This is a genomic window from Microbacterium schleiferi (genome assembly GCF_020781975.1).
Classification (GTDB): Bacteria; Actinomycetota; Actinomycetes; order Actinomycetales; family Microbacteriaceae; genus Microbacterium.
Genome location: NZ_JAJGNI010000009.1, coordinates 33,793 through 58,612, shown reverse-complemented (window position 1 = coordinate 58,612; position 24,820 = coordinate 33,793). Strand labels below are relative to the sequence as shown.

The following is a 24,820-nucleotide window of genomic DNA, read 5'->3' as shown; positions in this document are numbered from 1 at the left end:
TCAGCCGACGCTGCCTTCCATGCTCATCTCGATGAGCTTGTTCAGTTCGAGGGCGTACTCCATGGGCAGTTCGCGCGCGATGGGCTCGATGAATCCACGAACGATCATTGCCATCGCCTCGTCCTCGGGAAGCCCCCGGGACTGCAGGTAGAAGAGCTGCTCTTCACTGACCCGCGAGACTGTCGCCTCGTGTCCCAACTGCACGTCGTCGACGCGGATGTCGATAGCCGGGTAGGTGTCGGAGCGGGAAACGGTATCGACCAGCAGCGCGTCACAGCGAACCGTGTTGGCGGAGTGGTGGGCATTCGGGTCGACCCGGACCTCGCCCCGGTACCCCGCGCGACCGCCGCCTCGGGCGATGGACTTCGAGACGATCGAGGACGTCGTGTACGGCGCCATGTGGATCATCTTCGCGCCGGCATCCTGGTGCTGCCCGGGGCCGGCGAAGGCGACCGAGAGGGTCTCGCCCTTCGCGTGCTCCCCCATCAGGAAGACCGACGGGTACTTCATCGTCACCTTGGAGCCGATGTTGCCGTCGATCCATTCCATCGTGGCGCCCTCGTGGGCGACGGCGCGCTTGGTGACCAAGTTGTAGACGTTGTTCGACCAGTTCTGGATCGTCGTGTAGCGCACGCGGGCGTTCTTCTTCACGATGATCTCGACGACTGCCGAGTGCAGGGAGTCGCTCTTGTAGATCGGGGCCGTGCAGCCCTCGATGTAGTGGACGTATGAGCCCTCGTCGGCGATGATCAGCGTCCGCTCGAACTGGCCCATGTTCTCGGTGTTGATCCGGAAGTAGGCCTGCAGCGGAATCTCGACGTGCACCCCGGGCGGCACGTAGACGAATGACCCGCCCGACCACACGGCGGTGTTGAGAGCCGCGAACTTGTTGTCACCGGCGGGGATGACGGTGCCGAAGTACTCCTCGAAGAACTCGGGGTGCTCGCGCAGCGCCGTGTCGGTGTCCATGAAGATGACACCCTGCGCCTCGAGGTCCTCGCGGATCTGGTGGTAGACGACCTCGGACTCGTACTGCGCCGCGACGCCCGCCACAAGGCGCTGGCGCTCGGCCTCGGGGATACCCAGCTTCTCGTAGGTGTTCCGGATCTCTTCGGGGAGGTCTTCCCAGCTCTGCGCCTGCTTCTCGGTGGAGCGCACGAAGTACTTGATGTTGTCGAAGTCGATCGCGCTGAGGTCGGCACCCCAGGTGGGCATGGGTTTGCGGCCGAAGAGCTGCAGGCCCTTCAGCCGGGTCTTCAGCATCCACTCCGGCTCGGATTTCAACGAGGAGATCCCACGGACCACGTCCTCGTTGATTCCGCGCTGAGCCACCGCGCCGGCGGCGTCGGTGTCGTGCCAGCCGAACTCGTAGACTCCCAGGCTTTCGAGTTCGGGACGCTCGATCAGCACATCGGACATCGGTTTTCTCCTTCGCGGCCATTGCGGTGTCATCCGCACCGACATCCGTCGCCCCCGGCGGAGTACCGGAGGGGATGTCGCTTACGGGCCCTTTCACGTCTTCGGCGAATTCTCGCGCCTAGACTGGTGATGATCCTGCGGCATTTCTCCGCGGAATCAGACCCTTCGAGTCTACAGGCATCGACCCAGCCCCGGGCCGAGCACGCCGCGCCCCCACAGGGCGATCCCAGGAGTGAAGACCGTGTCCGCACCGTCCCCGTCCCCCGCCCGCGTTTCGCTATTCGGGAGGTTCTGGGCATGGTTGCCTGACCACGTCGATCGGCGCGTCCGGGTCGCCGCGTGGTTGTCGTTTCTCGCCGAGGTGCTGATCATCGGGACCGGGGGCGCGGTGCGTCTGACCGGCTCGGGCCTGGGGTGCCCGACCTGGCCCACCTGCACCGCGGAGTCGATCGTCAACACGCCGGAAATGGGTATTCACGGGTTCATCGAATTCGGCAACCGCACCCTGACAGGTCTTGTCGGCATCCTCGCGATCATCGTGTTGGTCTTCGTGCTGAAGATGCGCCGGGAGCGCCGCGACCTTTTCGTTCTTGCCCTGGTGGTGGTGCTGGGCGTGGTCGCGCAGGCTCTTGTCGGCGGCATCACCGTGCTCACCGGGCTCAACCCGTTCATCGTCGGCTTCCACTATGTCGCCTCGGTCATCCTCGTGGCCGTGTGTGCCGCGTTCCTCGTGCTCATGCGCACGCCGGGGGGCCCGCGCGCTCGCGCTGTGACGCGTGCTCACGCACTGTGGGCCCACGTGGCCACGGCTGTGCTGGCCCTGACGATCTTCTTCGGCATCCTGACCACCGGTGCCGGCCCCCACTCGGGCGACGAGGATGCCATTCGCAGCGGCTTCGATGCGGAGCTGCTCGAACACATCCACGCCTGGCCGTCGTACGCACTGTTCGCGCTGACGCTGGTGCTGCTGGGCTTCGCCTACCGGCGGCGCCAGGAACTGCCACGCGTGTTCGGTTGGACCCTCACGGTGCTCGGGGTCGAGATCATCCAGATCGCCGTGGGCCTCTTCCAGGCCCGTAACGGACTTCCCCCGATCGCCGTGGGCATCCACATGGTGCTGGCATCGCTGCTGGCCGCCGCGATGACGGCGCTCATCCTCAATCTCAAGCAGCCGCGTGTCGCCGAGTTCACGCCGTCGGACCCGGTCGGCGCACAGGCGATCCATAGCTGACGCATCGACACGGCACGCGTCGAGGGACCAGACTGGTCGCGCCGATCTCTTCGGCGTGACTGACATCGATCCCTTCGCAGGAGTTTCCCTATGACCAATCGTCTCGCCCGCAGCGTTCCCTTCTGGGTGCTGCTTCTCGCCTCCCTCGCCAGCATCGGCGTCGGGCTCTGGCTCGTGCTGACCAAAGTGAGCGAGATGAGCGCAACGCTCGCGGATGGTTCGGCGACGTACGAGCAGGTCTACGTGAGCCCTGCGTGGATCGGATTCGGCGGTGTCCTGGTGGGCGCCGGCATCCTCGGTCTGCTGCTCGTGCTGACCCTCGCCGCCCTCCGCTCCGCTCTGCCCGCCCCCGCGGCCGAGACCGCCATCGTGGAAGAAACCGTCATCGTCGAGGAGGCGGCTCCGGTCGCCGAGCAGGCTCCTGTCTTCGAGGATGCCGACGTCGAGACCTCGACGACCGACACCGCCCCGCCCGGTGCCGCGGCAGAGGCCGCAGCGCAGAGCGACACTGGCGCACCCGAGAACCGCTGACCTTAGCGCCGGCTCATAGCGAAGGCCCTCCCGCCGAACATCGTTCGACGAGAGGGCCTTCGCTTATCCGCGGGCCACCCGGGGATGGCGCGCTCAGAACGGGAGCAGCGGATCGACAGCGATCGCGACGAACAGCAGCGTCAAGTAGGTGATGGATGCGTGGAACACACGCATCGGCCGTGGCTCCGTGCCCCGCACCGCGCGAGCGTAGAGAACGTGTGACTCGTAGATGAACCACCCACCGAACACCAGCGCCGATGCCGTGTAGACGAGCCCCATCGAGGCGACAGGAACCAGGAGGAGCGAGGTCACGACAGTCGCCCATGCGTAGAGGATGACCTGAAGGCCGACCTGCGAGCCAGAGCGCGTGGCGCCCAGCATCGGAACCTCGACCTCGTCGTACTGGTCGCGGTACTTCATCGAGAGCGGCCAATAGTGAGGCGGGGTCCACAGGAACACGAGCAAGAACAGGATGAGCGCGGGCCAGGCAAGCGTCCCGGTGACCGCACTCCAGCCGATCAGCACCGGGAAGCATCCGGCGATGCCGCCCCACACGATGTTTTGCTCGGTCCGGCGCTTGAGGATCATCGTGTAGATGACGACGTAGAAGAAGATCGCACCCGCCGACAGCGCCGCGGCGAGCCAGTTCGTCGTGAAGCCGAGCCACAGCGTCGAGGCGACAGCAAGCGACCAGGCGAAGATCAGTGCACCCCGGGGCGAGACCTCGCCGGTGACGAGCGGGCGATTCTCGGTGCGCTGCATGTGCGCGTCGATATCGCGGTCGAGGTACATGTTGAACGCGGCAGCCGAGCCGGCGCTTGCCGAGCCGCCGATCACGGTGGCGACGACCAGCCACAGCGGCGGGAATCCCTGCTGCGCGAGGATCATGACCGGAACCGTCGTCACCAGCAACAGCTCGAGAACGCGCGGCTTGGTCAGGGCGATATAGGCGCGGACGGTGCGGCCGAACGAGGCGGGTGCGAGCTGCGCACGCGTCGTCGTGGAAATGTCCATTGCCCTCACTATCGGCCGTCAACCCGGGGTTTCCAGTCTATGGCATCCCCCACGCGAGGTAGGCGCCGGCGGAGCATGCACGGCACGCGGCGGCCGGGGTGCGGGGCGTCGAAACACGGCCCACTGGGGGAACCGGAATCGCTATGCTGAAAACACACGCGCGCTCTGCGCCGGCTGCTCTTCCCGTGGTGACGCGGTCTGCGGACCGGTGGTCTCAGGGCGCACCCCTCTCGAACGGAAGGCAATCCGGTGACGGAACTGCGTTGGGATGAGATCGACAAGCGCGCGGTGGACACCGCTCGCGTTCTCGCGGCGGATGCCGTGGAGAAAGTCGGCAACGGACACCCCGGGACGGCGATGAGCCTCGCTCCCGCGGCGTATCTGCTGTATCAGCGCGTCATGAAGCATGACCCGGCTGACACGCACTGGCCCGGCCGCGACCGTTTCATCCTCTCGTGCGGTCACTCCTCGCTCACGCAGTACATTCAGCTCTACCTCGGCGGATTCGGTCTCGAGCTCGATGACCTGAAGGCGCTCCGCACGTGGGGATCTCTCACCCCCGGTCACCCCGAGTACGGCCACACGAAGGGTGTGGAGATCACGACGGGACCGCTCGGCCAGGGCCTGGCATCCTCGGTTGGTTTCGCCTACGCCGCACGGTACGAGCGAGGTCTGTTCGACCCTGAGGCACCGGCCGGCGAGTCGCCCTTCGACCACTTCATCTACGTCATCGCCTCCGACGGCGACCTTGAAGAGGGTGTGACGAGCGAGGCATCCTCGCTCGCTGGACACCAACAGCTGGGCAACCTCGTCGTCATCTATGACTCGAACCAGATCTCGATCGAAGACGACACGAACGTCGCTCTGACCGAGGATGTCGCGAAGCGCTACGAGGCCTACGACTGGCACGTGCAGACCGTCGACTGGAAGAAGTCGGGCGAGTACGTCGAGGACGTGCAGGAGCTGTACGACGCCATCGAGAAAGCCAAGGGCGTCACCGACAAGCCCTCGATCATCATCCTCAAGACGATCATCGGCTGGCCTTCCCCCGGCAAGCAGAACAGCGGCAAGATCCACGGCGCCGCGCTCGGCGGCGAAGAGCTCGCCGCGACCAAGAAGGTCCTCGGCTGGGACCCCGACACGACGTTCGACGTTCCCGACGAGGTCATCGCCCACACCCGCTCGCTCGTCGAGCGCGGCGAGGCCGAAAAGGCTGCATGGCAGGAGAAGTTCGACGCGTGGGCCGCAGCTAACCCCGAGCGCAAGGCGCTGTGGGACCGGCTTCACGCTCGCGAACTTCCCGCGGACATCGCTGACGCACTCCCCCAGTTCGAGGCAGGCAAGGATGTCTCGACCCGCGCCGCATCGGGTCAGGTCATCAACGCGCTGGCCGCTGAGCTGCCGGAGCTCTGGGGCGGCTCAGCCGACCTCGCGGAGTCGAACCTGACGACCATCAAGAATGCGGCGTCGTTCATCCCCGAGGAGTGGTCCACGCACGAGTGGTCGGGCAACCCGTACGGCCGCGTGCTGCACTTCGGCATCCGCGAGCACGCGATGGGGTCGATCCTCAACGGCATCGTGCTGCACGGTCCGACCCGTCCGTTCGGTGGCACGTTCCTGATCTTCAGCGACTACATGCGCCCGCCGGTGCGCCTTGCTGCGCTGATGAACATCCCGACGCTGTTCGTGTGGACGCACGACTCCGTTGCCCTGGGTGAAGATGGGCCGACGCACCAGCCGATCGAGCAGCTCGCCGCTCTCCGCGCGATCCCGAACTTTGCTGTTGTGCGCCCGGCCGACGCGAACGAGACAGCAGCCGTCTGGCTCGAGCTCGTGCGCCGCCACGGGGGCCCCGCGGGAATCGCATTGACCCGCCAGAACGTTCCGACGTTCCCCCGTGGCGAGGGTGAGGCATCCGGCGACGAGTTCGCTTCGGCCGACCTCGCCGCCAAGGGCGCGTACGTGCTCGCCGACTCGCCGACCGGCGCCGTCGATGTGATCCTGATCGGGACAGGCTCCGAGGTTCAACTCGCCGTGGCTGCTCGCGAGCAGCTTGCCGAACAGGGCATCGGCGCACGGGTTGTGTCAGCCCCGTCGCTCGAGTGGTTCGCCGAGCAAGACGACGCATACCGCGAGAGCGTGCTGCCGGCATCCGTCAAGGCGCGGGTCTCGGTCGAGGCAGGCCTGGCGATGCCGTGGCGCGGGATCGTCGGCGACGCCGGCCGGTCCGTGTCGATCGAGCACTTCGGTGCATCGGCTGACTACAAGACGCTCTTCCAGAAGTTCGGCATCACGACCGAAGCCGTCGTGACCGCCGCCCACGAGACCATCGCTGCCGCCGGCGCCTGAGCCGCGGCTGCACACGAAGGAGAACCCATGACCACCCCCACCGAGAAGCTCGTCGCCGAGGGCGTCAGCATCTGGCTTGATGACCTGTCGCGCGAGCGGATCAGCTCCGGCAACCTCGCCGCGCTGATCGTCGACCGCAACGTCACCGGCGTCACGACCAACCCGACGATCTTCGCCGGCGCCCTGGCGAAGGGTAACGCCTACGACCAGACCATCCGCGACCTGAAGTCTCAGGGGGCTGACACCGAGACGTCGATCTTCACGATCACGACGACCGACGTGCGCGACGCCGCCGACATCTTCCGCCCGGTCTACGACGCGACCGGCGGCGTGGACGGCCGCGTATCCATCGAGGTCTCGCCCGAGCTCGCACACGACACCGAGGCGACGATCGCTCAGGCCAAGGAGCTGTGGAAGGTCGTCGACCGACCGAACGCGCTCATCAAGATCCCCGCGACCAAGGCCGGACTCCCCGCGATCACCGAGGCGATCGCGTCGGGCATCTCGGTGAACGTCACGCTCATCTTCAGCCTCGAGCGCTACGCGGCTGTCATCGACGCCTACCTCACCGGTATCGAGCGGGCCAAGGCTGCTGGCCACGACATCAGCACGATCCACTCGGTCGCCTCGTTCTTCGTGTCGCGCGTGGACACCGAGGTCGATAAGCGCCTCACCGCTATCGGGTCGGATGCCGCGACGGCACTGAAGTCCCGCGCCGGCATCGCCAACGCGCGCCTCGCGTTCGAGCTCTTCGAGAAGGAGTTCGCTACCGAGCGCGCAACGGCACTGGTCGCCGCAGGTGCCACCGTGCAGCGTCCGCTATGGGCGTCGACCGGCGTCAAGGACCCCGCTCTTCCCGACACGCTGTACGTCACCGAGCTCGTCGCGCGGGGCACCGTGAACACGATGCCTGAGAAGACGCTCGAGGCGACCTTCGATCACGCCGACGTCGTCGGCGACACGATCACCGGCAACTATGGCGATGCTCACGCCGTGTTCGACGGCCTCGCATCGGTGGGGATCGACTTGGCCGATGTCACGCAGGTTCTCGAAGACGAGGGCGTCGACAAGTTCATCGCCTCGTGGCACGAGTTACAGGCGACGGTGACGACAGCCCTCGAGAACGCGGACGTCTGAGCCGGCGATGGCATTCGACATCCACCTGACCGGGCACGTCAAGTCGGTCGTCGAGGCGACGCTGCCCGGTCTCGTCGGCGATCTCGTCGCGTCGGGCCTCACCGCGGGCGACAGCTCGCTGTGGGGTCCGGATGCCGAGGCCGAGGCATCACGCCGGCTCGGGTGGCTCGAGGCTGTCACGGTCTCCCTGCCGCTGGTGCCGCAGATCGTTGCGCTGCGTGAGGAGCTCGTCGCGAAGGGGCTCACGCGGATCGTCCTAGCCGGCATGGGCGGGTCCTCGCTCGCTCCCGAGGTGATCGCGCAAACCGCCGGAGTTCCGCTGGTCATCCTGGACTCGACGTCGCCCGGTCAGGTGCTCGCAGCCCTCGACGGCGACCCCGAAGCTGGCGGTCTTGAGCGCACGGTTCTCGTGGTGGCATCCAAGTCCGGATCGACGGTCGAGACGGATTCCGCGAAGCGTGCCTTCGAGGCGGCATTCCGGGACTTGGGTATCGACCCCACCGAGCGGATCATCGTGGTCACCGACCCCGGTTCGCCCCTGGACGAGTCGGCACGTGCCGACGGGTACCGAGTGTTCAACGCCGATCCGAGCGTGGGTGGCCGATACTCAGCGCTGACGGCTTTCGGGCTGGTCCCCGCGGGCCTTGCCGGCGCCGACATCCAGGAGCTGCTCGCCGAAGCCGATGCGACCCTCCTTGAGGTCGCCATCGACAGCCCCGAGAACCCAGCACTGGTGCTTGCTGCCGCAATCGCCGGCGGCGAGCCGCGCCGCGACAAGCTCGCTCTCATCAGCGATGGCACGCACATCGTGGGGCTCCCCGACTGGATCGAGCAGCTGATCGCGGAGTCGACGGGAAAGAACGGCACCGGCATCCTGCCCGTTGTCATGCTGCCCGTCTCACCCGAGCTCGAATCCACACCCGCAGACCTGCAGGTGCTGCGCCTGGTCGACGAGGCAAACGAATTCCACCTGTTCGAACATCACCAGGGCGAGATCCTGGTCAGTGGTTCCCTCGGGGCCCAGTTCGTCGTGTGGGAGTACGCGACCGCGATCGCGGGACGGATGCTCGGTATCAACCCGTTCGACCAGCCCGATGTCGAGTCAGCCAAGGAAGCCACGCGGGGACTCCTCGAGCGCACGCCGGAGCCGACCGCGCCGGCGTTCGTCGTCGATGGCGTCCAGGTGCGGGTCACGGATGCCGCGCTTGCGGCATCCGGCACGATCGCCGGCGTCCTCGACGCACTGTGGGCGCAGCTGCCTGCCGACGGATACGTCTCGGTGCAGGCCTACGTCAACCGCCTCGCGATCCCCCAGCTCCAGGGCCTGCGCGAACTCGTCGCTGCAGATTCGGGCAGGCCCGCCACGTTCGGCTGGGGCCCCCGGTTCCTGCACTCGACGGGGCAGTACCACAAGGGCGGACCCGCGAACGGGGTGTTCTTGCAGATCGTGGAGCGCACCGATACGGATGTCGAGATCCCCGGCCGGCCGTTCACCTTCGGTCAGTTGATCGCCGCGCAGGCCGCGGGAGATGCCGAAGTCTTGGCCGCGCACGGGCGTCCCGTCGTCACGCTGACCCTCACCGACCCCCAGGTCGAGGTTCTTTCCCTGTTCGAAGCTGCTCAGTAAGGCATCCCATCCGATGACAGTCGAGATCTCTCGCGGGCACAATCCGCTGCGCGACCCCGAAGACGCACGCCTGAATCGGATCGCGGGCCCCAGTGCCCTCGTGATCTTCGGCGTGACCGGCGACCTCTCTCGCAAGAAGCTCATGCCGGCCGTGTATGACCTCGCCAATCGCGGGTTGCTCCCGCCGGGGTTCGGACTGGTCGGGTTCGCCCGCCGCGACTGGGAGGATCAGGACTTCGCGCAGGTTGTGCACGACGCGGTCCGCCAGCATGCGCGAACCGCGTTTCGCGAGGAGACCTGGCAGCAGCTGCTGCAGGGCATCCGCTTCGTTCCCGGCGAGTTCGGCGACGACGACGCCTTTGCGCGGCTGCGCGAGACCGTGCAGAGCCTTGACGAAGAGCGTGGCACCATGGGCAACCACGCGTTCTACCTGTCCATCCCTCCGAAGGACTTCCCGGTTGTCGCACGGCAGCTGCGAACGTCAGGTCTCGTGGATGACACCGCCGACCAGCCCGAGCGGTGGCGACGAGTCGTCATCGAGAAGCCGTTCGGTCACGATCTCGCGTCGGCCCGCGAGCTCAACGACGCGCTGCGCTCGACCTTCCCGGCCGACTCGATCTTCCGGATCGATCACTACCTCGGCAAAGAGACGGTCCAGAACATCCTCGCGCTGCGGTTCGCGAACGAGCTCTTCGAGCCGATCTGGAACCGCAACTACGTCGACCACGTCCAGATCACGATGGCCGAGGACATCGGCGTGGGCGGCCGCGCCGGCTACTACGACGGCATCGGGGCAGCGCGCGACGTCATTCAGAACCACCTGCTGCAGCTTCTGGCACTGACGGCCATGGAGGAGCCCATCAGCTTCGACGCGAGCCACCTGCGTGCCGAGAAAGAGAAGGTGCTCGCTGCCGTCACGCTGCCCGCAGACCTGTCGCTCGCGACAGCGCGCGGCCAGTACGCCGGAGGGTGGCAGGGTGGCGAACACGTCACCGGATTCCTCGACGAAGACGGGATGAAGCCGGACTCGACGACCGAGACCTACGCGGCCCTCAAGCTCGAGATCAACACGCGCCGCTGGGCGGATGTCCCCTTCTACCTCCGCACCGGAAAGCGACTCGGACGCCGCGTGACCGAGATCGCCGTGGTGTTCAAGCGCGCACCCGAGCACCTGTTCACGCGTTCCCAGACATCCGGACTCGGTGAGAACGCGCTCGTCATCCGCGTGCAACCGGATGAGGGTGTCACGATCCGCTTCGGCTCCAAGGTCCCCGGTGCAAGCACGCACGTGCGAGACGTCACGATGGACTTCGGCTACGGACACGCGTTCACCGAGGCCAGTCCCGAAGCCTACGAGCGGCTCATTCTCGACGTCCTGCTCGGGGATCCCCCGCTGTTCCCCCGCCACGAAGAGGTCGAGCTCTCGTGGAAGATCCTCGACCCCGTCGAAGAGTTCTGGGCGCAGCAGGGCGGGCCGCTCGACCAATACGAACCGGGGTCGTGGGGGCCGAAGTCAGCCGACCAGCTCCTCGCCCGCGACGGACGCACCTGGAGGCGGCCATGATCGTCGATCTTCCCGACACGACAGTCAGCAAGATCTCGCGCGCGCTCATCGATGTGCGTGAGGAGGGCGGCGCCGTTGCGCTCGGACGTGTGCTCACGCTCATCATCGTGACCACCAACGGCGGCACCGAAGACGGTATCGAGGCTGCCAACGACGCGTCTCGCGAGCATCCGATGCGAGTCATCAGCCTCCGACTCGACCCTGAGGGCGAGCCGAAGCTGGATGCCGAGATCCGCGTGGGCGGCGACGCGGGCGCGAGCGAGGTCGTCGTGCTCAGGGCTTCCGGCGACGCGGCATCCAACGTCGAGAGCCTTGTCACGGGCCTGCTGCTGCCCGACGCACCGGTCGTGGTGTGGTGGCCCGACAATCCGCCGGCCACTCCCTCGCAGTCCCCCCTCGGTCGGATCGCTCAGCGCCGCATCACCGATGCCTCGACCGTGCCGTTCGAGGCCACGCGTGTTGCTCACCTGGGTGACTGCTACTCGCCGGGTGACACCGACCTCGCCTGGACGCGCCTCACGCATTGGCGCGAACAGCTCGCCGCTGTGCTCGACCAGCCGCCGTACGAGCCGATCACCGCGGTGGAGGTTCGCGGCGCTGAAACGTCGCCGTCGACAGCACTGTTGGCTGCGTGGCTGCGCCTGACTCTCGGTGTGCCGGTGGACTGGCACTACCTCTCCCCCGATGAATGGAGCGACGGCATCAAGTCGGTCCGCCTCACGCGTGCCAGCGGCGACATCGTTCTGGAACGTTCGAGCACCGCGATCGCCTGCCTGACGCAGCCCGGACAGCCGCAGCATGATCTCGTGCTCCCCCGCCGGACGCTGCGCGAGTGCCTCGCCGAGGAGCTCCGCCGGCTCGACGCCGACCTCTTGTATGGTCGAGTGATCACCGAGGGCTGGGCACTGCTCGACCCGCCACAGTCGCAGGAGACCCATGGCTGAGATCACGAACGAGAAGCGGGTGCTCATCAGCCCCGACCGGGCCACGCTCGCCGATTACGTGGCGAACCGGTTCCTGCGCCGCATCGAGAAGCAGGCTGATGGACCCGCCGTTCATGTCTCGCTCACTGGCGGAACTATGGGCATCGCGGTGCTCGAGGCTGCTGCAGCAAGCCCGCGGCTGGCGGGCCTTCGCTTCGACAATGTTCACTTCTGGTGGAGCGACGAACGATTCGTTCCGCGTCAGGATGCCGAGCGCAACGACAAGCAGGCGCGCGAGGCGCTGCTCGATCGGCTGGACATCCCCGCTGGCAACATCCACAGCGTCGCCGCCAGCGACGAGGGTGTCGACCTGGATGAGGCGGCTCGCGCCTATGCTGCCGAGCTCGCTCGCTTCGCCCAGCCCGGCGGGCCCGCCTGGCCGTCCTTCGACATGTGCTTTCTGGGGGTGGGGCCCGACGCACACATCGCCTCGCTCTTTCCCGACCACCCCGAGATCCGCGACACCGAGAACGCCGTGCTTCCGGTCCGGAACTCGCCTAAGCCGCCGCCGGAGCGCGTGACCTTCACGCGGCCGGTGATCAACGGGTCGCAGCGCGTATGGCTGGTCATGTCCGGCCCCGACAAGGCCGCAGCCCTCGGGCTCGCGCTTGCCGGCGCCAACTACACGAGCGTCCCTGCCGGCGGGGCGAAGGGACGGCGACGCACCGTCTTCTTCGTCGACCGGGAGGCTGCCGAACAGGTCCCGCCCGACCTGATCGACCAGGAGTACTGAGCCGAGTCGATTGACGAGAAACGCCCGGCCCCTCAGGGAGACCGGGCGTTTCTCGTGCAGGGAGCCCCTGCGGAAAGTCTCAGAGACCGCGGCGCTCGCGCAGCGACTTCAGCGCGTCATCCAGGAGCGCGTCGGCTTCCTCTTCGGTGCGACGCTCCTTCACGTACGCGAGGTGCGTCTTATAGGGCTCGGCCTTCGCCATCTGCGGCGGGTTGTCCTTGTCACGCCCGGCCGGGAGACCGGAGTGCGGCGAGTCGATAGTCTCGGGGATCTCCTCATCGGGAATACCCGCCGCGAAGTAGCGGACGGTTTCGTTGCCGAGAGCATCCCAGTACGAGACGGCGACGCGGTCGGCGTGATAGCCGTGGTCCTGTTCGCCCATGGGACCGGCACCCACCCGGGTGCCGCGGATTGCGTTGCCGCCGGTTGCCATCAGATCACCTGGAACTTCGTAACGAGGCCGAGTCCGACGATGGTGATGAACCATACGAGAGCCAGCACGATGGTGAATCGGTTCAGGTTTCGCTCAGCAAGACCCGACGATCCCAGAGCTGAGGTCATTCCGCCGCCGAACATGTCGGAGAGGCCACCACCTCGGCCCTTGTGCAGCAGGATCAGCAGCGTGAGCAGCAGGCTCGTGATGCCCAGAATCACCTGCAGGATCAGTTCGAGAATCGCCAAGACGTGAAACCTTTCGTCGCGACGGTGTCTCGTCGCACAAGCGTCCAGTATACGGAAAGAGGCGCGCGCGTTTCGTTTCGGCCCGCCGCGCTGTCGCTGGGTGACCGGGTCATCCGGCGACCCAGCGACAGCTGCGAGTCGAAACGCCCTTAGACGCCGACGTGCTTCTGGTAACGGATGATGGCAGCGAACTCATCCACGATGAGGCTCGCACCGCCGACCAGAGCACCGTCGACATCCGGCTCACGCATGAAGCTCGCAATGTTCGCGGCCTTCACCGAGCCGCCGTAGAGCACACGTGTGCGCTCCGCGGCATCCGCGCCAAGCGTGTCGGCGACCACCCCGCGCAGCTTGGCGCAGACATCCTGAGCCTGATCGGGAGTGGCGGCCTGACCGGACCCGATGGCCCAGACCGGCTCGTACGCCACAACGATGTCGGCATCAGCCGGCACATCAGCCAGAGCGGTCTTCAGCTGCCCCACCGGCACAGCGCTCGCGCCGTACTTCTCGAGGTCTTCCGCGGTCTCACCCACGCAGATGACCGGCACGAGACCGTGACGCAGCGCAGCCTGAACCTTGCTGGCGACGACCTCGTCGGTTTCGTGGTGGTATTCGCGGCGCTCGGAGTGACCGATGATGACGTAGCGAGCGTCCAGCTTTGCCAGAAACGCCCCCGAGACATCACCGGTGTACGCGCCGGAGTCCTTCGGCGACAGGTCCTGCGCGCCGAGGGCGAAGGGGATCTTGTCGGCATCCAGCAGCGTCTGCACGGTACGCAGATCGGTGAAGGGCGGGAAGACCGCGACCTCGACCGACCCGTCCTCGTGCCTGGCGTCCTTGAGGGTCCAGTGCAGCTTCTGGACGAACGCGACAGCCTGCAGGTGGTCGAGGTTCATCTTCCAGTTGCCGGCGATGAGCGGTGTTCTCACTGCTCCCATCCGAGGACCTCCAGTCCGGGTAGCTTCTTGCCCTCGAGGAACTCGAGGCTTGCCCCACCGCCGGTGGAGATGTGGCCGAACTGGTCATCCGTGAATCCGAGCTGGCGCACCGCGGCTGCCGAGTCGCCACCGCCGACGACGCTCAGGCCGTCCACCTCGGTCAGTGCCTGCGCAACGGCCTTGGTCCCTGCGGCGAAGGCGGGCATCTCGAACACACCCATCGGGCCGTTCCAGAACACGGTCTTGCTCGCGCGGATCGCATCGCCGAAGATCTTCGCCGTGTCGGGGCCGATGTCCAGGCCCAGCCCCGTCGCGCCGAACGGGGTCTCCTCGAGCGAGTCAGCGGGAGCGACAACGTGCTCCGCGTCGGCGCTGAAGGATGCAGCCATCACAGCATCCACCGGAAGCACGATCTCAACGCCGCTCTCCTGCGCCGTGGTCATGTACCGGGTGACGGTGTCGATCTGGTCCTCTTCAAGCAGGCTCTTGCCGACCTCGTAGCCCTTGGCCTTGAGGAACGTGAACAGCATGCCGCCGCCGACGAGGATGCGGTCGACACGCGGGAGCAGGTGCTCGATCACACCGAGCTTGTCGCTGACCTTCGAACCGCCGAGCACGACAGTGTAGGGCCGTTCCGGCTTCTCAGTGAGGCGGTCGAGGACGTCGACCTCCTTCTCGATCAGGAATCCCGCCGCCGACGGCAGGATCTCCGCGAGGTCGTACACGCTCGCCTGCTTGCGGTGCACGACACCGAAGCCATCCGACACGAGAGCGTCACCGAGAGCTGAGAGCTCCCGAGCGAACGCGCCGCGGACCTCGGCATCCTTCGCGGTCTCCCCCGCATTGAACCGCAGGTTCTCGATCACCGCGACGTCGCCGTCCTCCAGCGCGGCGACGGCGTCGTGAGCAGACTCACCCACGGTGTCGCGGGCGAACGCGACAGGCTTGCCGAGCAGCTCGGACAGGCGCTGAGCGACAGGCTCGAGGCTGTACTTCGGGTCGGGTGCCCCGTCGGGGCGTCCCAGGTGCGAGCACACGACGAGGCGCGCTCCCTGGTTGATGAGGGCGTTGAGCGTGGGAACGGAGGCCCGCACGCGGCCATCGTCCGTTATGACCCCGTCCTTCAACGGAACGTTGAGGTCACAACGGACGATGACGCGCTTGCCAGCCAGCGAACCCAGCGAATCGAGGGTGCGCAGAGCCATGTCTGTTACCGGATGCCGCGGCTCAGAGCTTGCTGGCGACGAGCTCGGTGAGGTCGACGAGGCGGTTGGAGTAACCCCACTCGTTGTCGTACCAGGCCGAGACCTTCACGAGGTTGCCCGAGACATTGGTCTGTCCGGCGTCGAAGATCGACGAGTGCGGGTCGTGCACGATGTCGGTCGAGACGATCGCGTCGGTGTTGTACTTCAGGTAGCCCGCCAAAGCACCGTCGGCCGCAGCCTTCTCGTAGGCAGCGTTGATGGTCTCCTTCGTGAGGCCCTCGGCCGGCGTGATGATCGTCAGGTCCACGATCGAACCGGTGGGAACCGGAACGCGGTACGACGAACCGCTCAGCTTGCCGTTGAGCTCGGGCAGAACCAGGCCGATCGCCTTGGCCGCACCGGTGGCAGCCGGCACGATGTTCAGCGCGGCAGCGCGAGCGCGGTGCAGGTCACCGTGGGGGCCGTCCTGCAGGTTCTGGTCTGCGGTGTAGGCGTGGGCGGTCATCATGAAGCCGCGCTCGATACCGAAGTTGTCGTTGAAGACCTTCGCGAGCGGCGCCAGGCAGTTGGTCGTGCACGATGCGTTCGAGATGACGTGCATCGTGGCCGGGTCGTACTCGCCGTCGTTCACGCCCATGACGAACGTGCCGTCGACGTCGGTGCCCGGTGCCGAGATGAGAACCTTCTTCGCGCCGCCCGCGATGTGCTTGCTGGCGTCAGCTGCCTTCGTGAAGCGACCCGTGGACTCGATGACGATGTCCACGCCCAGCTCGCCCCACGGGAGGTTCGCGGGGTCGCGCTCTTCGAAGACCTTGATGCTCTTGCCACCGACAGTGATGGAGTCCTCGGTGTACGAGACCTCTTCGCTCAGCCGTCCGCCGACCGAGTCGTACTTGAGGAGGTGGGCGAGCGTCTTGTTGTCGGTGAGGTCGTTCACCGCCACGATGTCGAGGTCCGCGCCCTGCTCCAAAGCTGCGCGGAGGTAGTTGCGTCCGATACGGCCGAAGCCGTTGATACCGATCTTGACAGACACGGTGTCTCCCTGTTTCTCATCGCGCCGAAGCGCCGGGGGTCAGCTCCGGATCGACGACCCGGAGAGGGGTGTCATTTGTGGTGTGTTACAGCAGACAAATGAGGCTGCCGGAGCCCCCGAGCGGGCGAGGGCTCCGCGGCATCCTCACCTGATCATGACCCTAGCAGCAGACCTGCCGTCTTCTCACGAGCCGTGACAAAGCGGTCCTGGACGTTCTGCCAGTTCACGATGTTCCAGAACGCCTTCACGTAGTCAGCGCGGACGTTCTTGTAATCGAGGTAGTACGCGTGCTCCCACACGTCAAGCATGAGCAGCGGAACGCTCGCAGCGGCGAGCTGGCCCTGCTGATCGAAGATCTGCTGAATGACGAGGCGCTCACCGATCGAGTCCCAGAACAGCGCCGCCCAACCCGAGCCCTGCACGCCGAGAGCTGCAGCGGTGAAGTGCGCCTGGAATTTGTCGAACGAGCCGAAGTACTCGTCGATGGCGGATGCGAGCTCGCCGGTGGGCTTGTCGCCGCCATCCGGCGACATGTTCGTCCAGAAGATCGAGTGGTTGGTGTGACCACCCAGGTTGAACGAGAGGTCCTTCTCGAGCTTGTTGACGTTGGCGAGGTTGCCCGAGTCACGCGCCTCGGCCAGCTGCTCGAGCGCCGTGTTGGCACCCGTCACGTATGCCTGGTGGTGCTTGTCGTGGTGCAGCTGCATGATCGTGGCGCTGATGTGCGGCTCGAGCGCAGCGTAGTCGTAGGGGAGGTCGGGCAGGGTGTAGGTGGCCATTCTCTCTTCTCTTCCTGTCGTCGCGGCGCCAGGAATGCCCCGGCGTCGCTGGGGTGACAGTTGTCATCCTAGTGAGGCGCGGCACCCGCTCGGCGGGTCTTGCGCGAGAAGAGAACACGCGTTAAGGGGGCTGGCCCCGCCGGGATGGTCAGTCCAGGGCGCTGGCCGGAACCGCTGATTCCGTTCCGGGAATACCCTCGGCTGCAGCCTTCTTGTCGGCCATCGCGAGAAGGCGACGGATGCGGCCGGCAACGGCATCCTTCGTCAGCGGCGGATCGGCGTGGTGGCCGAGCTCATCGAGACTCGCGTCACGGTGGGCGAGCCGCAGGTCACCGGCCTCGCGCAGGTGATCGGGGATGTCATCGCCGAGGATCTCGAGGGCACGCTCGACGCGGGCACACGCCGCAACCGCGGCCTGGGCAGAACGACGCAGGTTGGCGTCATCGAAGTTCACGAGCCGGTTGACGCCGGCGCGAACCTCGCGGCGCTGTCGCATCTCATCCCAGTGCGCGGCGACCTGGCGGGCTCCCATGACGGCCAGAGCCGTGCGGATGGCATCCCCCTCGCGCACGACGACGCGGGGCGCCCCACGGACCTCGCGCGCCTTCGCCCCGATGCCGAGCCGGTGCGCTGCCCCAACGAGCGCCATGGCGGCTTCAGACGACGGGCACAGCACGTCCAGTGAGGCGGATCGGCCAGGATCGGTGAGAGCACCAGCACCGAGGAACGCCCCGCGCCACACGGCAGCGAGGTCTCCCCGGGACCCGGTCGTGAGCTTGTTCGGCAGCCCCCGCACCGGCCGGCGCCGCTGGTCGAGCAGGCCCGTCTGACGTGCCAGCGTCTCTCCCCCGTCGATGACCCGCACCGCGAACAGCGCCCCCGCTCGTGAGCCGGATCCCTGCGTCTGGACGATCTCGGGCCTCACACCGTAGATTTCCATGAGCTCTCGGGCGACGCGGCGGGCAAGGGCCTCGGAGTCGACCTCAGCCTCGACCGCGACACGGTTGGCGATGGAGTGCAGGCCGCCGGCGAAACGGAGCAGTGATGTCAACTCGGCGATCCGGGCGTTCGGAAGCGGGTCCCGGACCGCAATGAGTTCTGCTTTGACATCGGCCGTCAGCGACACGAGGCTCCTTTCGAGGGTGCCGGCACGGCCGGCGGATGACGCTCTAGCCTACTCGGGCGGGCACCTCGAATTCTCGGCGGTCTCCCGGTCCGGCGCTACTCCCGACCGAGGTCGCGGTGCTTGATGCGAACGGCGACCCCAGCCTCATCGCTCAGCCGTCGGGCAAGCTCTTCGACCACGACCACCGAACGGTGCTTGCCGCCGGTGCAGCCGACAGCGACGACCGAATGCCGCTTGTTCTCGCGCTGATAGCCCTGAAGCACCGGCTGCAAGGCTGCAGCGTAAGCGTCCACGAACTCGCGGGCCCCGGGCTGGGCGAGCACGTAGTCGCGCACCTGCGGGTCCTGCCCCGTGAACGCACGCAGCGAGGGGTCCCAGTAGGGGTTGGGCAGAAAACGCATATCGGCGACCATGTCGGCATCCGTCGGCAGACCGTACTTGAACCCGAAGCTCATGATCGTGAGCATGTGGCGAGCCGCACCCTCATCCGAGAAGAGCTCGAAGATCCGTGTCGCGAGTTGATGCACGTTCAACGACGTCGTGTCCACGACGATGTCGGCGCGCTCTCGAATCTCCGAGAGCCGCTCTCGCTCGGTGCGGATGCCGTCGATGAGGGTGCCCTCGCCCTGCAGCGGATGCGGGCGCCGCACTGCCTCGAACCGCCGGACGAGAACATCGTCTGAGGCGTCGAGGAAGACGATGCGCACGTTGCGGCGCGAGCGCAACTCCCCCACTTCCGCGGGGAGCGCCGTGAACAGATCTCGGCCGCGCACATCGACGACAGCGGCGACCTTCGGCAGCGCGGATGCCGCGATCTCCGACAGCTCGAGCATCGGCTTGAGCATCTGCGGCGGCAGGTTGTCGACGACGTACCAGCCGAGGTCTTCGAGGGCGTTAGCCGCTGTCGAGCGTCCGGCGCCGGACATTCCGGTCAGGATGAGCACGTCGCTGCTGGCGGCTGTCGTCTCATCCATCGCGTCCCCTTGCCCTCCGGTGGCGCTTGTGGCGCGGCCTTGCGGCCCCGCGGTCGTCGGGTGCACGGTGTGCCGCCTGCCAGCGGGTTCCGCGCCCCGCCAGCCTATCGACTTGCCAGGTGCGCGTGGATCGTGGCGGCAAGCTTGGGGCCGACCCCGGGAAGCTCTTGAATCTCCTCGGGAGTCGCGTTCCTGAGCGCGGTCACCGATCCGAAGTGGCGAAGCAGCGCCCGGATGCGGGCCTCACCGAGACCCGGAATCTCGGCGAGCACGGTCTGGATGTCCCGTTTGCGCTTGCCGCGCTGCTTGGTGATGGCAAATCGATGCGCTTCGTCACGCAGTCGCTGCAACAGATAGAGCGCCTCGCTGGTGCGCGGCAGGATCACCGGGTAGTCCTCGCCGGGCAGCCACACCTCTTCCAGACGTTTGGCGATGCCGCACAGCGCGATGTCGGAGTGCCCGGCGTCTGCCAGCGCCCGTGCTGCGGCGTTGACCTGCGGCCTGCCGCCATCGACCACGAGCAGCTGCGGGCGGTAGGCAAAGCGCGGGCGGCTGCGCTCCGTCACGACGGTGCCCTCGGCGGTCGGGTCAGAGCTGACGGCGATCTCATCGGCGTCAGTCTCGCTGGCGCCGCCAGCAACGGTCGCGGCGTCAACGGCCATCGGCGCTGCCCCATCGCGCGCATTGTCGATATATGCGAGTCGGCGCATGAGCACCTGATAGAGCGAATCGGTGTCGTCGGTGGTCTCGGCGACACCGAACGTGCGGTACTGATCTTTGCGCGGCAACCCGTCCTCGAACACGACCATGGAGGCGACCACGTTCGTGCCGCTGAGGTGCGAGACGTCATAGCACTCGATCCGCAGCGGCGCCTCGTCGAGACCCAAGGCCTCCTGCAGGTCGGTCAGCGCCTGAGAACGAGCGACATAGTCGCTCGTTCGGCGCGTCTTGTGCAGCAGCAGCGCTTGCTGCGCATTCAGTGCCGCGTTCTTCATGAGTTCGGCCTTCGCGCCGCGCTGCGCGATCTGAATCGTGACGTTGGTACCGCGCTTCTCGCGAAGCCAGGCCTCCAGTTCTGCGGCATCGTCGGGGAGCGCAGGAACGAGCACCTGACGGGGAATCTCGGCGCTGCCCGACGGACCGTACGTCCGCTGCAGGATCTGGTCGACGAGCTCTCCCCCGCTGATATCCAGTTCCTTCTCGAGCGTCGTCGCCCGCACCCCGCGCACACGACCGCCGCGGATGACGAAGTGCTGCACGGCGGCGGCGAGTTCGTCCTCCGCGATGCCGAACAGGTCGGCATCCGTGTCATCGGGCAACACGAGCGCGCTCTTGTTGAGGACCGCCTCGATCGCCTGAAGCCGGTCGCGGAAGACCGCAGCCGACTCGTAATCCATTGCTGCTGACGCTTCCTTCATCCGGGCCGTCAGCTGCCGGGTGAAGCGCTGATCACCACCGGACATGAACGCGACGAAGTCGTCAACGATCGCGCGGTGCTCCTCGATGGTGACACGACCCGAACACGGTCCGCCGCAGCGGCCGATCTGGCCGGGGAAGCAGGGTCGACCGGTGGCCATCGCCCGCTTGTACGATGAGTCGCTGCAGGTGCGGATCGGGAACACCTTGATCATGAGATCGATGACCTCGTGCACCGCCCACACCTTGGGATAGGGACCGAAATACTTCGCGCCGCGGATCTTGTGGTTTCGCGTCACCATGACCCTCGGAGCCTCATCGGCGAGAGTCACCGCCATGTACGGATAGGACTTGTCATCCTTGTACCGCACGTTGAACGGCGGCGAGAACTCCTGGATCCACATGTACTCCAGTTGCAGGGCCTCGACGTCGCTGCCGACCACCGTCCACTCGACGCCGGTGGCCGTGGTGACCATCCGTCTGGTGCGCTCGTGGAGAGTGTGTAACGGCGCGAAGTAGTTCGAGAGCCTGGCCCGCAGGTTCTTCGCCTTGCCGACGTAGAGGATGCGGCCGGCGTCGTCGCGGAACCGATACACGCCCGGATTGGTCGGGATCTCCCCCGGCGCCGGCCGGTAGGCGAGCTGGGGGTGGGTGGCGCGGGCCACGCTCAACCCGCCTTGCGGGCCGCCGGCGCGTCGTGGGCGTCGAAAAGCTCGGCCAGGAACTGTCCGGTGTAGCTCTCGGGAACCGCCGCGACCTGCTCCGGCGTTCCGGTGGCGATGATCTCGCCGCCGCCCGAACCGCCTTCGGGACCCAGATCGATGATCCAGTCGGCGGACTTGATGACGTCGAGGTTGTGCTCGATCACGATCACCGTGTTGCCCTTGTCGACCAGACCGTTCAGAACCTCCAGGAGGCGACGCACGTCCTCGAAGTGCAGGCCCGTGGTGGGCTCGTCGAGCACGTAGATGCTGCGTCCGTTGCTCCGCCGCTGCAGTTCCGTCGCGAGCTTCACGCGCTGCGCCTCACCGCCCGACAGAGTGGTTGCCGACTGGCCGAGCCGCACGTAGCCGAGGCCCACGTCGACCAGGGTCTTCATATACCGATGGATCGCCTGGATCGGCTCGAAGAAATCGGCTGCCTCGGCGATCGGCATCTCGAGAACCTCGGCGATGTTCTTGCCCTTGTAGTGGACCGCGAGCGTGTCCCGGTTGTAGCGCTTGCCGTGGCAGACCTCGCAGTCGACGTAGACATCGGGCAGGAAGTTCATCTCGATCTTGATCGTGCCATCGCCCGCGCACGCCTCGCAGCGTCCGCCCTTCACGTTGAAACTGAAGCGGCCGGGTTGGTAACCGCGCGCCTTGGCTTCGGGGGTCTCGCTGAAGAGGGTGCGGATGCGATCGAACACGCCGGTGTAGGTGGCCGGGTTCGAGCGGGGTGTGCGCCCGATCGGAGCCTGGTCGACGTGCACGACCTTGTCGAGGTTGTCAAGACCCGTGACGCGCGTGTGCTTGCCGGGAACCGTTCGTGCTCCGTTTAGCCGTGCCGCGAGCACCTGGTAGAGGATGTCGTTGACCAGTGACGACTTGCCGGAACCGCTCACGCCGGTTACTGCCGTGAGGACGCCCAGCGGGAACTGCGCGCTGACCTGTTTGAGGTTGTTCTCACGCGCACCGACGACTTCGAGCATCCGCTTCTTGTCGATCTTGCGGCGCTTGCGCGGCGTCGGGATGCTGCGGCGGCCGGCAAGGTAGTCGCCCGTGATCGAGTCGGAGTCGGCGAGGAGTTCAGCCAGGGGTCCGGAGTGCACAACGTGCCCGCCGTCGACGCCGGCGCGAGGCCCGATGTCGACGATCCAGTCGGCTGCGTGAATTGTCTCTTCGTCGTGTTCGACGACGATGAGGGTGTTGCCGAGCCCCTTGAGCTTCAGGAGCGTCTCGATGAGGCGGCGGTTGTCGCGCTGGTGCAGCCCGATCGACGGTTCGTCGAGCACGTACAGCACACCGGTCAGCCCCGACCCGATCTGGGTAGCGAGGCGGATGCGTTGAGCTTCGCCGCCCGAGAGCGAACCAGCCGAGCGGCTGAGGTTCAGATAGTTCAGCCCGACCTGGATGAGGAATTCGAGGCGCGCGCGGATCTCGCGGAGCACCGCGGCGGCGATCATGGCCTCGCGCTCGGTGAGCTCGAGGGTCGCGAAGTACTCCTGTGCCTCCGCGAGGCTCAGGCGCGAGGCATCCGCGATAGAGCGCCCGTGCACGAGTACTGCGAGGACCTCGGGCTTGAGGCGGTCGCCGTTACAGGCGGGGCAGGGAACCTCCCGCAGGTACTCCGACCAGCGCTGGCGCTGCGTGTCGGACTCGGCCTGCACGTACTGGCGTTCGATGTAGGGCACGACACCCTCGAATCCCGACGTGTACCGCATCTCGCGGCCGTAGCGGTTCTTCCACTTGACGTTGACCTTGAAGTTCTCGCCGTGCAGGACAGCGTTCTGAACCTCCGCCGTGAGCTCCCGCCAGGGGGTGTCCAACGAAAAGCCCAGGTCATCGGAGAGGCCTTCGAGCAGGCGCTCGTAGTACTGGAACAGCCCCTTGCCCTGCGTCGTCCACGGGATGAGGACTCCCTCGCGGATCGAGAGTTCGGGGTCGCCCAGCATGAGCTCGACATCCACCGACATCCGGGTGCCGAGACCGGAGCACGTGGGGCAGGCGCCGAACGGGGCGTTGAACGAGAAGGTCCGCGGCTCGATCTCGGTCAGCTGCAGCGGGTGACCGTTCGGGCACGAGAGCTTCTCGCTGAACGACTGCCACGCGTCGTCGCCCTCTTCGTCGACGAAGTTGACCTGCATGATGCCGCCGGCAAGCCCGAGCGCCGTCTCGACGGAGTCGGTGACGCGGCTCAGGATGTCGGGGCCGGCCACGAGACGGTCGACGACGACCGCGATGTCATGCTTGTAGCTCTTCTTGAGGGTGGGTGGCTCGGCGAGCTGGATGAGGTCGCCGTCGACGACAGCTCGGGCGTAGCCCTTCGCGGAGAGCTCTTTGAAGAGGTCGACGAACTCCCCCTTCTTCTGGCTCACCACGGGCGCGACGATCTGATACCGCGTGCGCTCGGGCAACTCCATGAGCTGGTCGGCGATCTGCTGCACCGTCTGGCGCTGGATCTGCGCACCGCACTCCGGGCAGTGGGGTACCCCGATCCGGGCCCACAGCAAACGCATGTAGTCGTGGATCTCGGTGATCGTGCCGACAGTGGAGCGCGGGTTGCGGTTCGTTGACTTCTGATCGATCGAGACCGCGGGGCTCAGCCCCTCGATGAAATCGACGTCGGGCCGGTCGACCTGACCCAGGAACTGGCGCGCGTAGGAGCTCAGCGATTCGATGTAGCGACGCTGCCCTTCGGCGAAGATCGTGTCGAACGCGAGGCTCGATTTTCCGGACCCCGACAACCCGGTGAACACGACGAGTGAGTCGCGAGGGATGTCGAGATCGACGTCCTTGAGGTTGTGGACGCGGGCGCCGCGAACACTCAGTGTTCCAGTGCTGTGGGCATGCGAAGAGACGGGGACGATGGGCACCCGTCAAGTGTAGGTGTGGCCTCCGACATCGGCTCCGGAGCGCGCTTCAGGCGTACCGCGACCCCGGCATTTCGGTCGCGTCTTTGTGTCGCCTCCGTGCCGTGTGACACGCATCACGACGCGACCGAACGTGGAATCCCGACTTTCGGTCGCGCCTTCTTGCGGGTCGGTCGCCTTATCATCCGCAAAACGGCGCCACCGAACCTAGATGGGAGCTGGAGTTGGAACTCAGGGGCAGTGCATGAGGGGCTTGTCGCCTGACCTGTCGAACGTGTGGCGATTCATCGGCTGGTGGCAGAGCGGGCACGCGCGCTCGGCACGCTCCTCGGCGCTCGGCCCCGGTTCCAGCGGGCTCACCTGAGGCGGGCCGGCCACGCGGATGAGGTTGGTGTTGAACCAGGTGTACCAACCGCCTGCCTCGCGCACTCGCTCACGGAGCGGTCGCTTCGGCGCCTCATTCGTTCGTGTCATGATGTTTAGTGTACTAACGGATTGCTAGACTGGCC

At 66.5% G+C, this 24,820-nt stretch carries 21 protein-coding genes; 8 read left to right on the top strand and 13 right to left on the bottom strand.

Annotated features, from left to right (window positions below):
* The gene (gene sufB, locus LL236_RS11725) at positions 1–1,419 is read right to left on the bottom strand and encodes a Fe-S cluster assembly protein SufB (protein WP_228179036.1); all 1,419 of its coding nucleotides are present in this window, start codon (positions 1,417–1,419) and stop codon (positions 1–3) included.
* A 241-nt stretch (positions 1,420–1,660) separates the two neighbouring features.
* Here sufB and LL236_RS11720 point away from each other — a divergent pair, with 241 nt between their 5' ends.
* Together LL236_RS11720 and LL236_RS11715 are read left to right on the top strand one after the other, a co-directional pair.
* The gene (locus LL236_RS11720; protein ID WP_228179035.1) at positions 1,661–2,650 is read left to right on the top strand and encodes a COX15/CtaA family protein; all 990 of its coding nucleotides are present in this window, start codon (positions 1,661–1,663) and stop codon (positions 2,648–2,650) included.
* A 90-nt stretch (positions 2,651–2,740) separates the two neighbouring features.
* A complete protein-coding gene (locus tag LL236_RS11715) occupies positions 2,741–3,181 on the top strand; it encodes a dinucleotide-utilizing enzyme (protein WP_228179034.1) in 441 nt (146 codons plus the stop codon).
* Positions 3,182–3,274: 93 nt separating this feature from the next.
* Here the strand turns inward: LL236_RS11715 and LL236_RS11710 are convergent, their stop codons facing one another.
* Positions 3,275–4,195, bottom strand: coding sequence for a heme o synthase (locus LL236_RS11710; RefSeq protein WP_228179033.1), 921 nt, complete (start codon positions 4,193–4,195; stop codon positions 3,275–3,277).
* Between the two features lie 249 nt (positions 4,196–4,444).
* Here LL236_RS11710 and tkt point away from each other — a divergent pair, with 249 nt between their 5' ends.
* From tkt to pgl, 6 genes are read left to right on the top strand one after another with little or no spacing between them, the layout of a single operon-like run.
* Positions 4,445–6,544: a transketolase gene (gene tkt, locus LL236_RS11705; protein ID WP_228179032.1), complete on the top strand. Its 2,100-nt coding sequence runs from the start codon at positions 4,445–4,447 to the stop codon at positions 6,542–6,544.
* Positions 6,545–6,571: 27 nt separating this feature from the next.
* Positions 6,572–7,681, top strand: a complete 1,110-nt coding sequence (gene tal, locus LL236_RS11700) for a transaldolase (RefSeq protein ID WP_228179031.1) — start codon at positions 6,572–6,574, stop codon at positions 7,679–7,681.
* Positions 7,682–7,688: 7 nt separating this feature from the next.
* A complete protein-coding gene (locus LL236_RS11695; RefSeq protein ID WP_228179030.1) occupies positions 7,689–9,308 on the top strand; it encodes a glucose-6-phosphate isomerase in 1,620 nt (539 codons plus the stop codon).
* A 13-nt stretch (positions 9,309–9,321) separates the two neighbouring features.
* The gene (zwf, locus tag LL236_RS11690) at positions 9,322–10,872 is read left to right on the top strand and encodes a glucose-6-phosphate dehydrogenase (RefSeq protein WP_228179029.1); all 1,551 of its coding nucleotides are present in this window, start codon (positions 9,322–9,324) and stop codon (positions 10,870–10,872) included.
* The gene (locus LL236_RS11685; protein WP_228179028.1) at positions 10,869–11,816 is read left to right on the top strand and encodes a glucose-6-phosphate dehydrogenase assembly protein OpcA; all 948 of its coding nucleotides are present in this window, start codon (positions 10,869–10,871) and stop codon (positions 11,814–11,816) included. The genes zwf and LL236_RS11685 overlap by 4 nt, the downstream gene beginning before the upstream one ends.
* On the top strand, positions 11,809–12,588 hold the full coding sequence (pgl, locus tag LL236_RS11680; RefSeq protein WP_228179027.1) for a 6-phosphogluconolactonase: 780 nt from the start codon (positions 11,809–11,811) through the stop codon (positions 12,586–12,588). The genes LL236_RS11685 and pgl overlap by 8 nt, the downstream gene beginning before the upstream one ends.
* A 79-nt stretch (positions 12,589–12,667) precedes the next feature.
* Here the strand turns inward: pgl and LL236_RS11675 are convergent, their stop codons facing one another.
* The 11 genes from LL236_RS11675 to LL236_RS11625 all read right to left on the bottom strand — a co-directional run bounded on the left by LL236_RS11675 (position 12,668) and on the right by LL236_RS11625 (position 24,785).
* A complete protein-coding gene (locus tag LL236_RS11675) occupies positions 12,668–13,021 on the bottom strand; it encodes an RNA polymerase-binding protein RbpA (RefSeq protein WP_228179026.1) in 354 nt (117 codons plus the stop codon).
* Positions 13,021–13,269 carry a preprotein translocase subunit SecG gene (gene secG / locus LL236_RS11670; protein WP_228179025.1) on the bottom strand — a complete coding sequence of 83 codons (249 nt, stop codon included), beginning with the start codon at positions 13,267–13,269 and terminating at the stop codon, positions 13,021–13,023. The genes LL236_RS11675 and secG overlap by 1 nt, the downstream gene beginning before the upstream one ends.
* Positions 13,270–13,418: 149 nt before the next feature.
* The gene (gene tpiA, locus LL236_RS11665) at positions 13,419–14,207 is read right to left on the bottom strand and encodes a triose-phosphate isomerase (protein ID WP_228179024.1); all 789 of its coding nucleotides are present in this window, start codon (positions 14,205–14,207) and stop codon (positions 13,419–13,421) included.
* The gene (locus LL236_RS11660) at positions 14,195–15,412 is read right to left on the bottom strand and encodes a phosphoglycerate kinase (RefSeq protein WP_228179023.1); all 1,218 of its coding nucleotides are present in this window, start codon (positions 15,410–15,412) and stop codon (positions 14,195–14,197) included. The genes tpiA and LL236_RS11660 overlap by 13 nt, the downstream gene beginning before the upstream one ends.
* 22 nt (positions 15,413–15,434) lie before the next feature.
* The gene (gene gap / locus LL236_RS11655; protein ID WP_228179022.1) at positions 15,435–16,445 is read right to left on the bottom strand and encodes a type I glyceraldehyde-3-phosphate dehydrogenase; all 1,011 of its coding nucleotides are present in this window, start codon (positions 16,443–16,445) and stop codon (positions 15,435–15,437) included.
* A gap of 152 nt (positions 16,446–16,597) precedes the next feature.
* Positions 16,598–17,224: a superoxide dismutase gene (locus tag LL236_RS11650; RefSeq protein ID WP_228179021.1), complete on the bottom strand. Its 627-nt coding sequence runs from the start codon at positions 17,222–17,224 to the stop codon at positions 16,598–16,600.
* 148 nt (positions 17,225–17,372) lie between these two features.
* Positions 17,373–18,350 (bottom strand): DNA-binding protein WhiA, encoded by a 978-nt coding sequence (whiA, locus tag LL236_RS11645; RefSeq protein WP_374198030.1) that lies wholly within the window; start codon positions 18,348–18,350, stop codon positions 17,373–17,375.
* A gap of 95 nt (positions 18,351–18,445) precedes the next feature.
* Positions 18,446–19,324 (bottom strand): RNase adapter RapZ, encoded by an 879-nt coding sequence (gene rapZ, locus LL236_RS11640; RefSeq protein ID WP_228179020.1) that lies wholly within the window; start codon positions 19,322–19,324, stop codon positions 18,446–18,448.
* A gap of 104 nt (positions 19,325–19,428) precedes the next feature.
* The gene (gene uvrC, locus LL236_RS11635; RefSeq protein WP_228179019.1) at positions 19,429–21,405 is read right to left on the bottom strand and encodes an excinuclease ABC subunit UvrC; all 1,977 of its coding nucleotides are present in this window, start codon (positions 21,403–21,405) and stop codon (positions 19,429–19,431) included.
* A gap of 2 nt (positions 21,406–21,407) precedes the next feature.
* Positions 21,408–24,314, bottom strand: a complete 2,907-nt coding sequence (uvrA, locus tag LL236_RS11630) for an excinuclease ABC subunit UvrA (protein ID WP_228179018.1) — start codon at positions 24,312–24,314, stop codon at positions 21,408–21,410.
* Between the two features lie 228 nt (positions 24,315–24,542).
* Positions 24,543–24,785, bottom strand: coding sequence for a hypothetical protein (locus LL236_RS11625; RefSeq protein WP_228179017.1), 243 nt, complete (start codon positions 24,783–24,785; stop codon positions 24,543–24,545).
* Between the last annotated feature and the right edge of the window lie 35 nt (positions 24,786–24,820).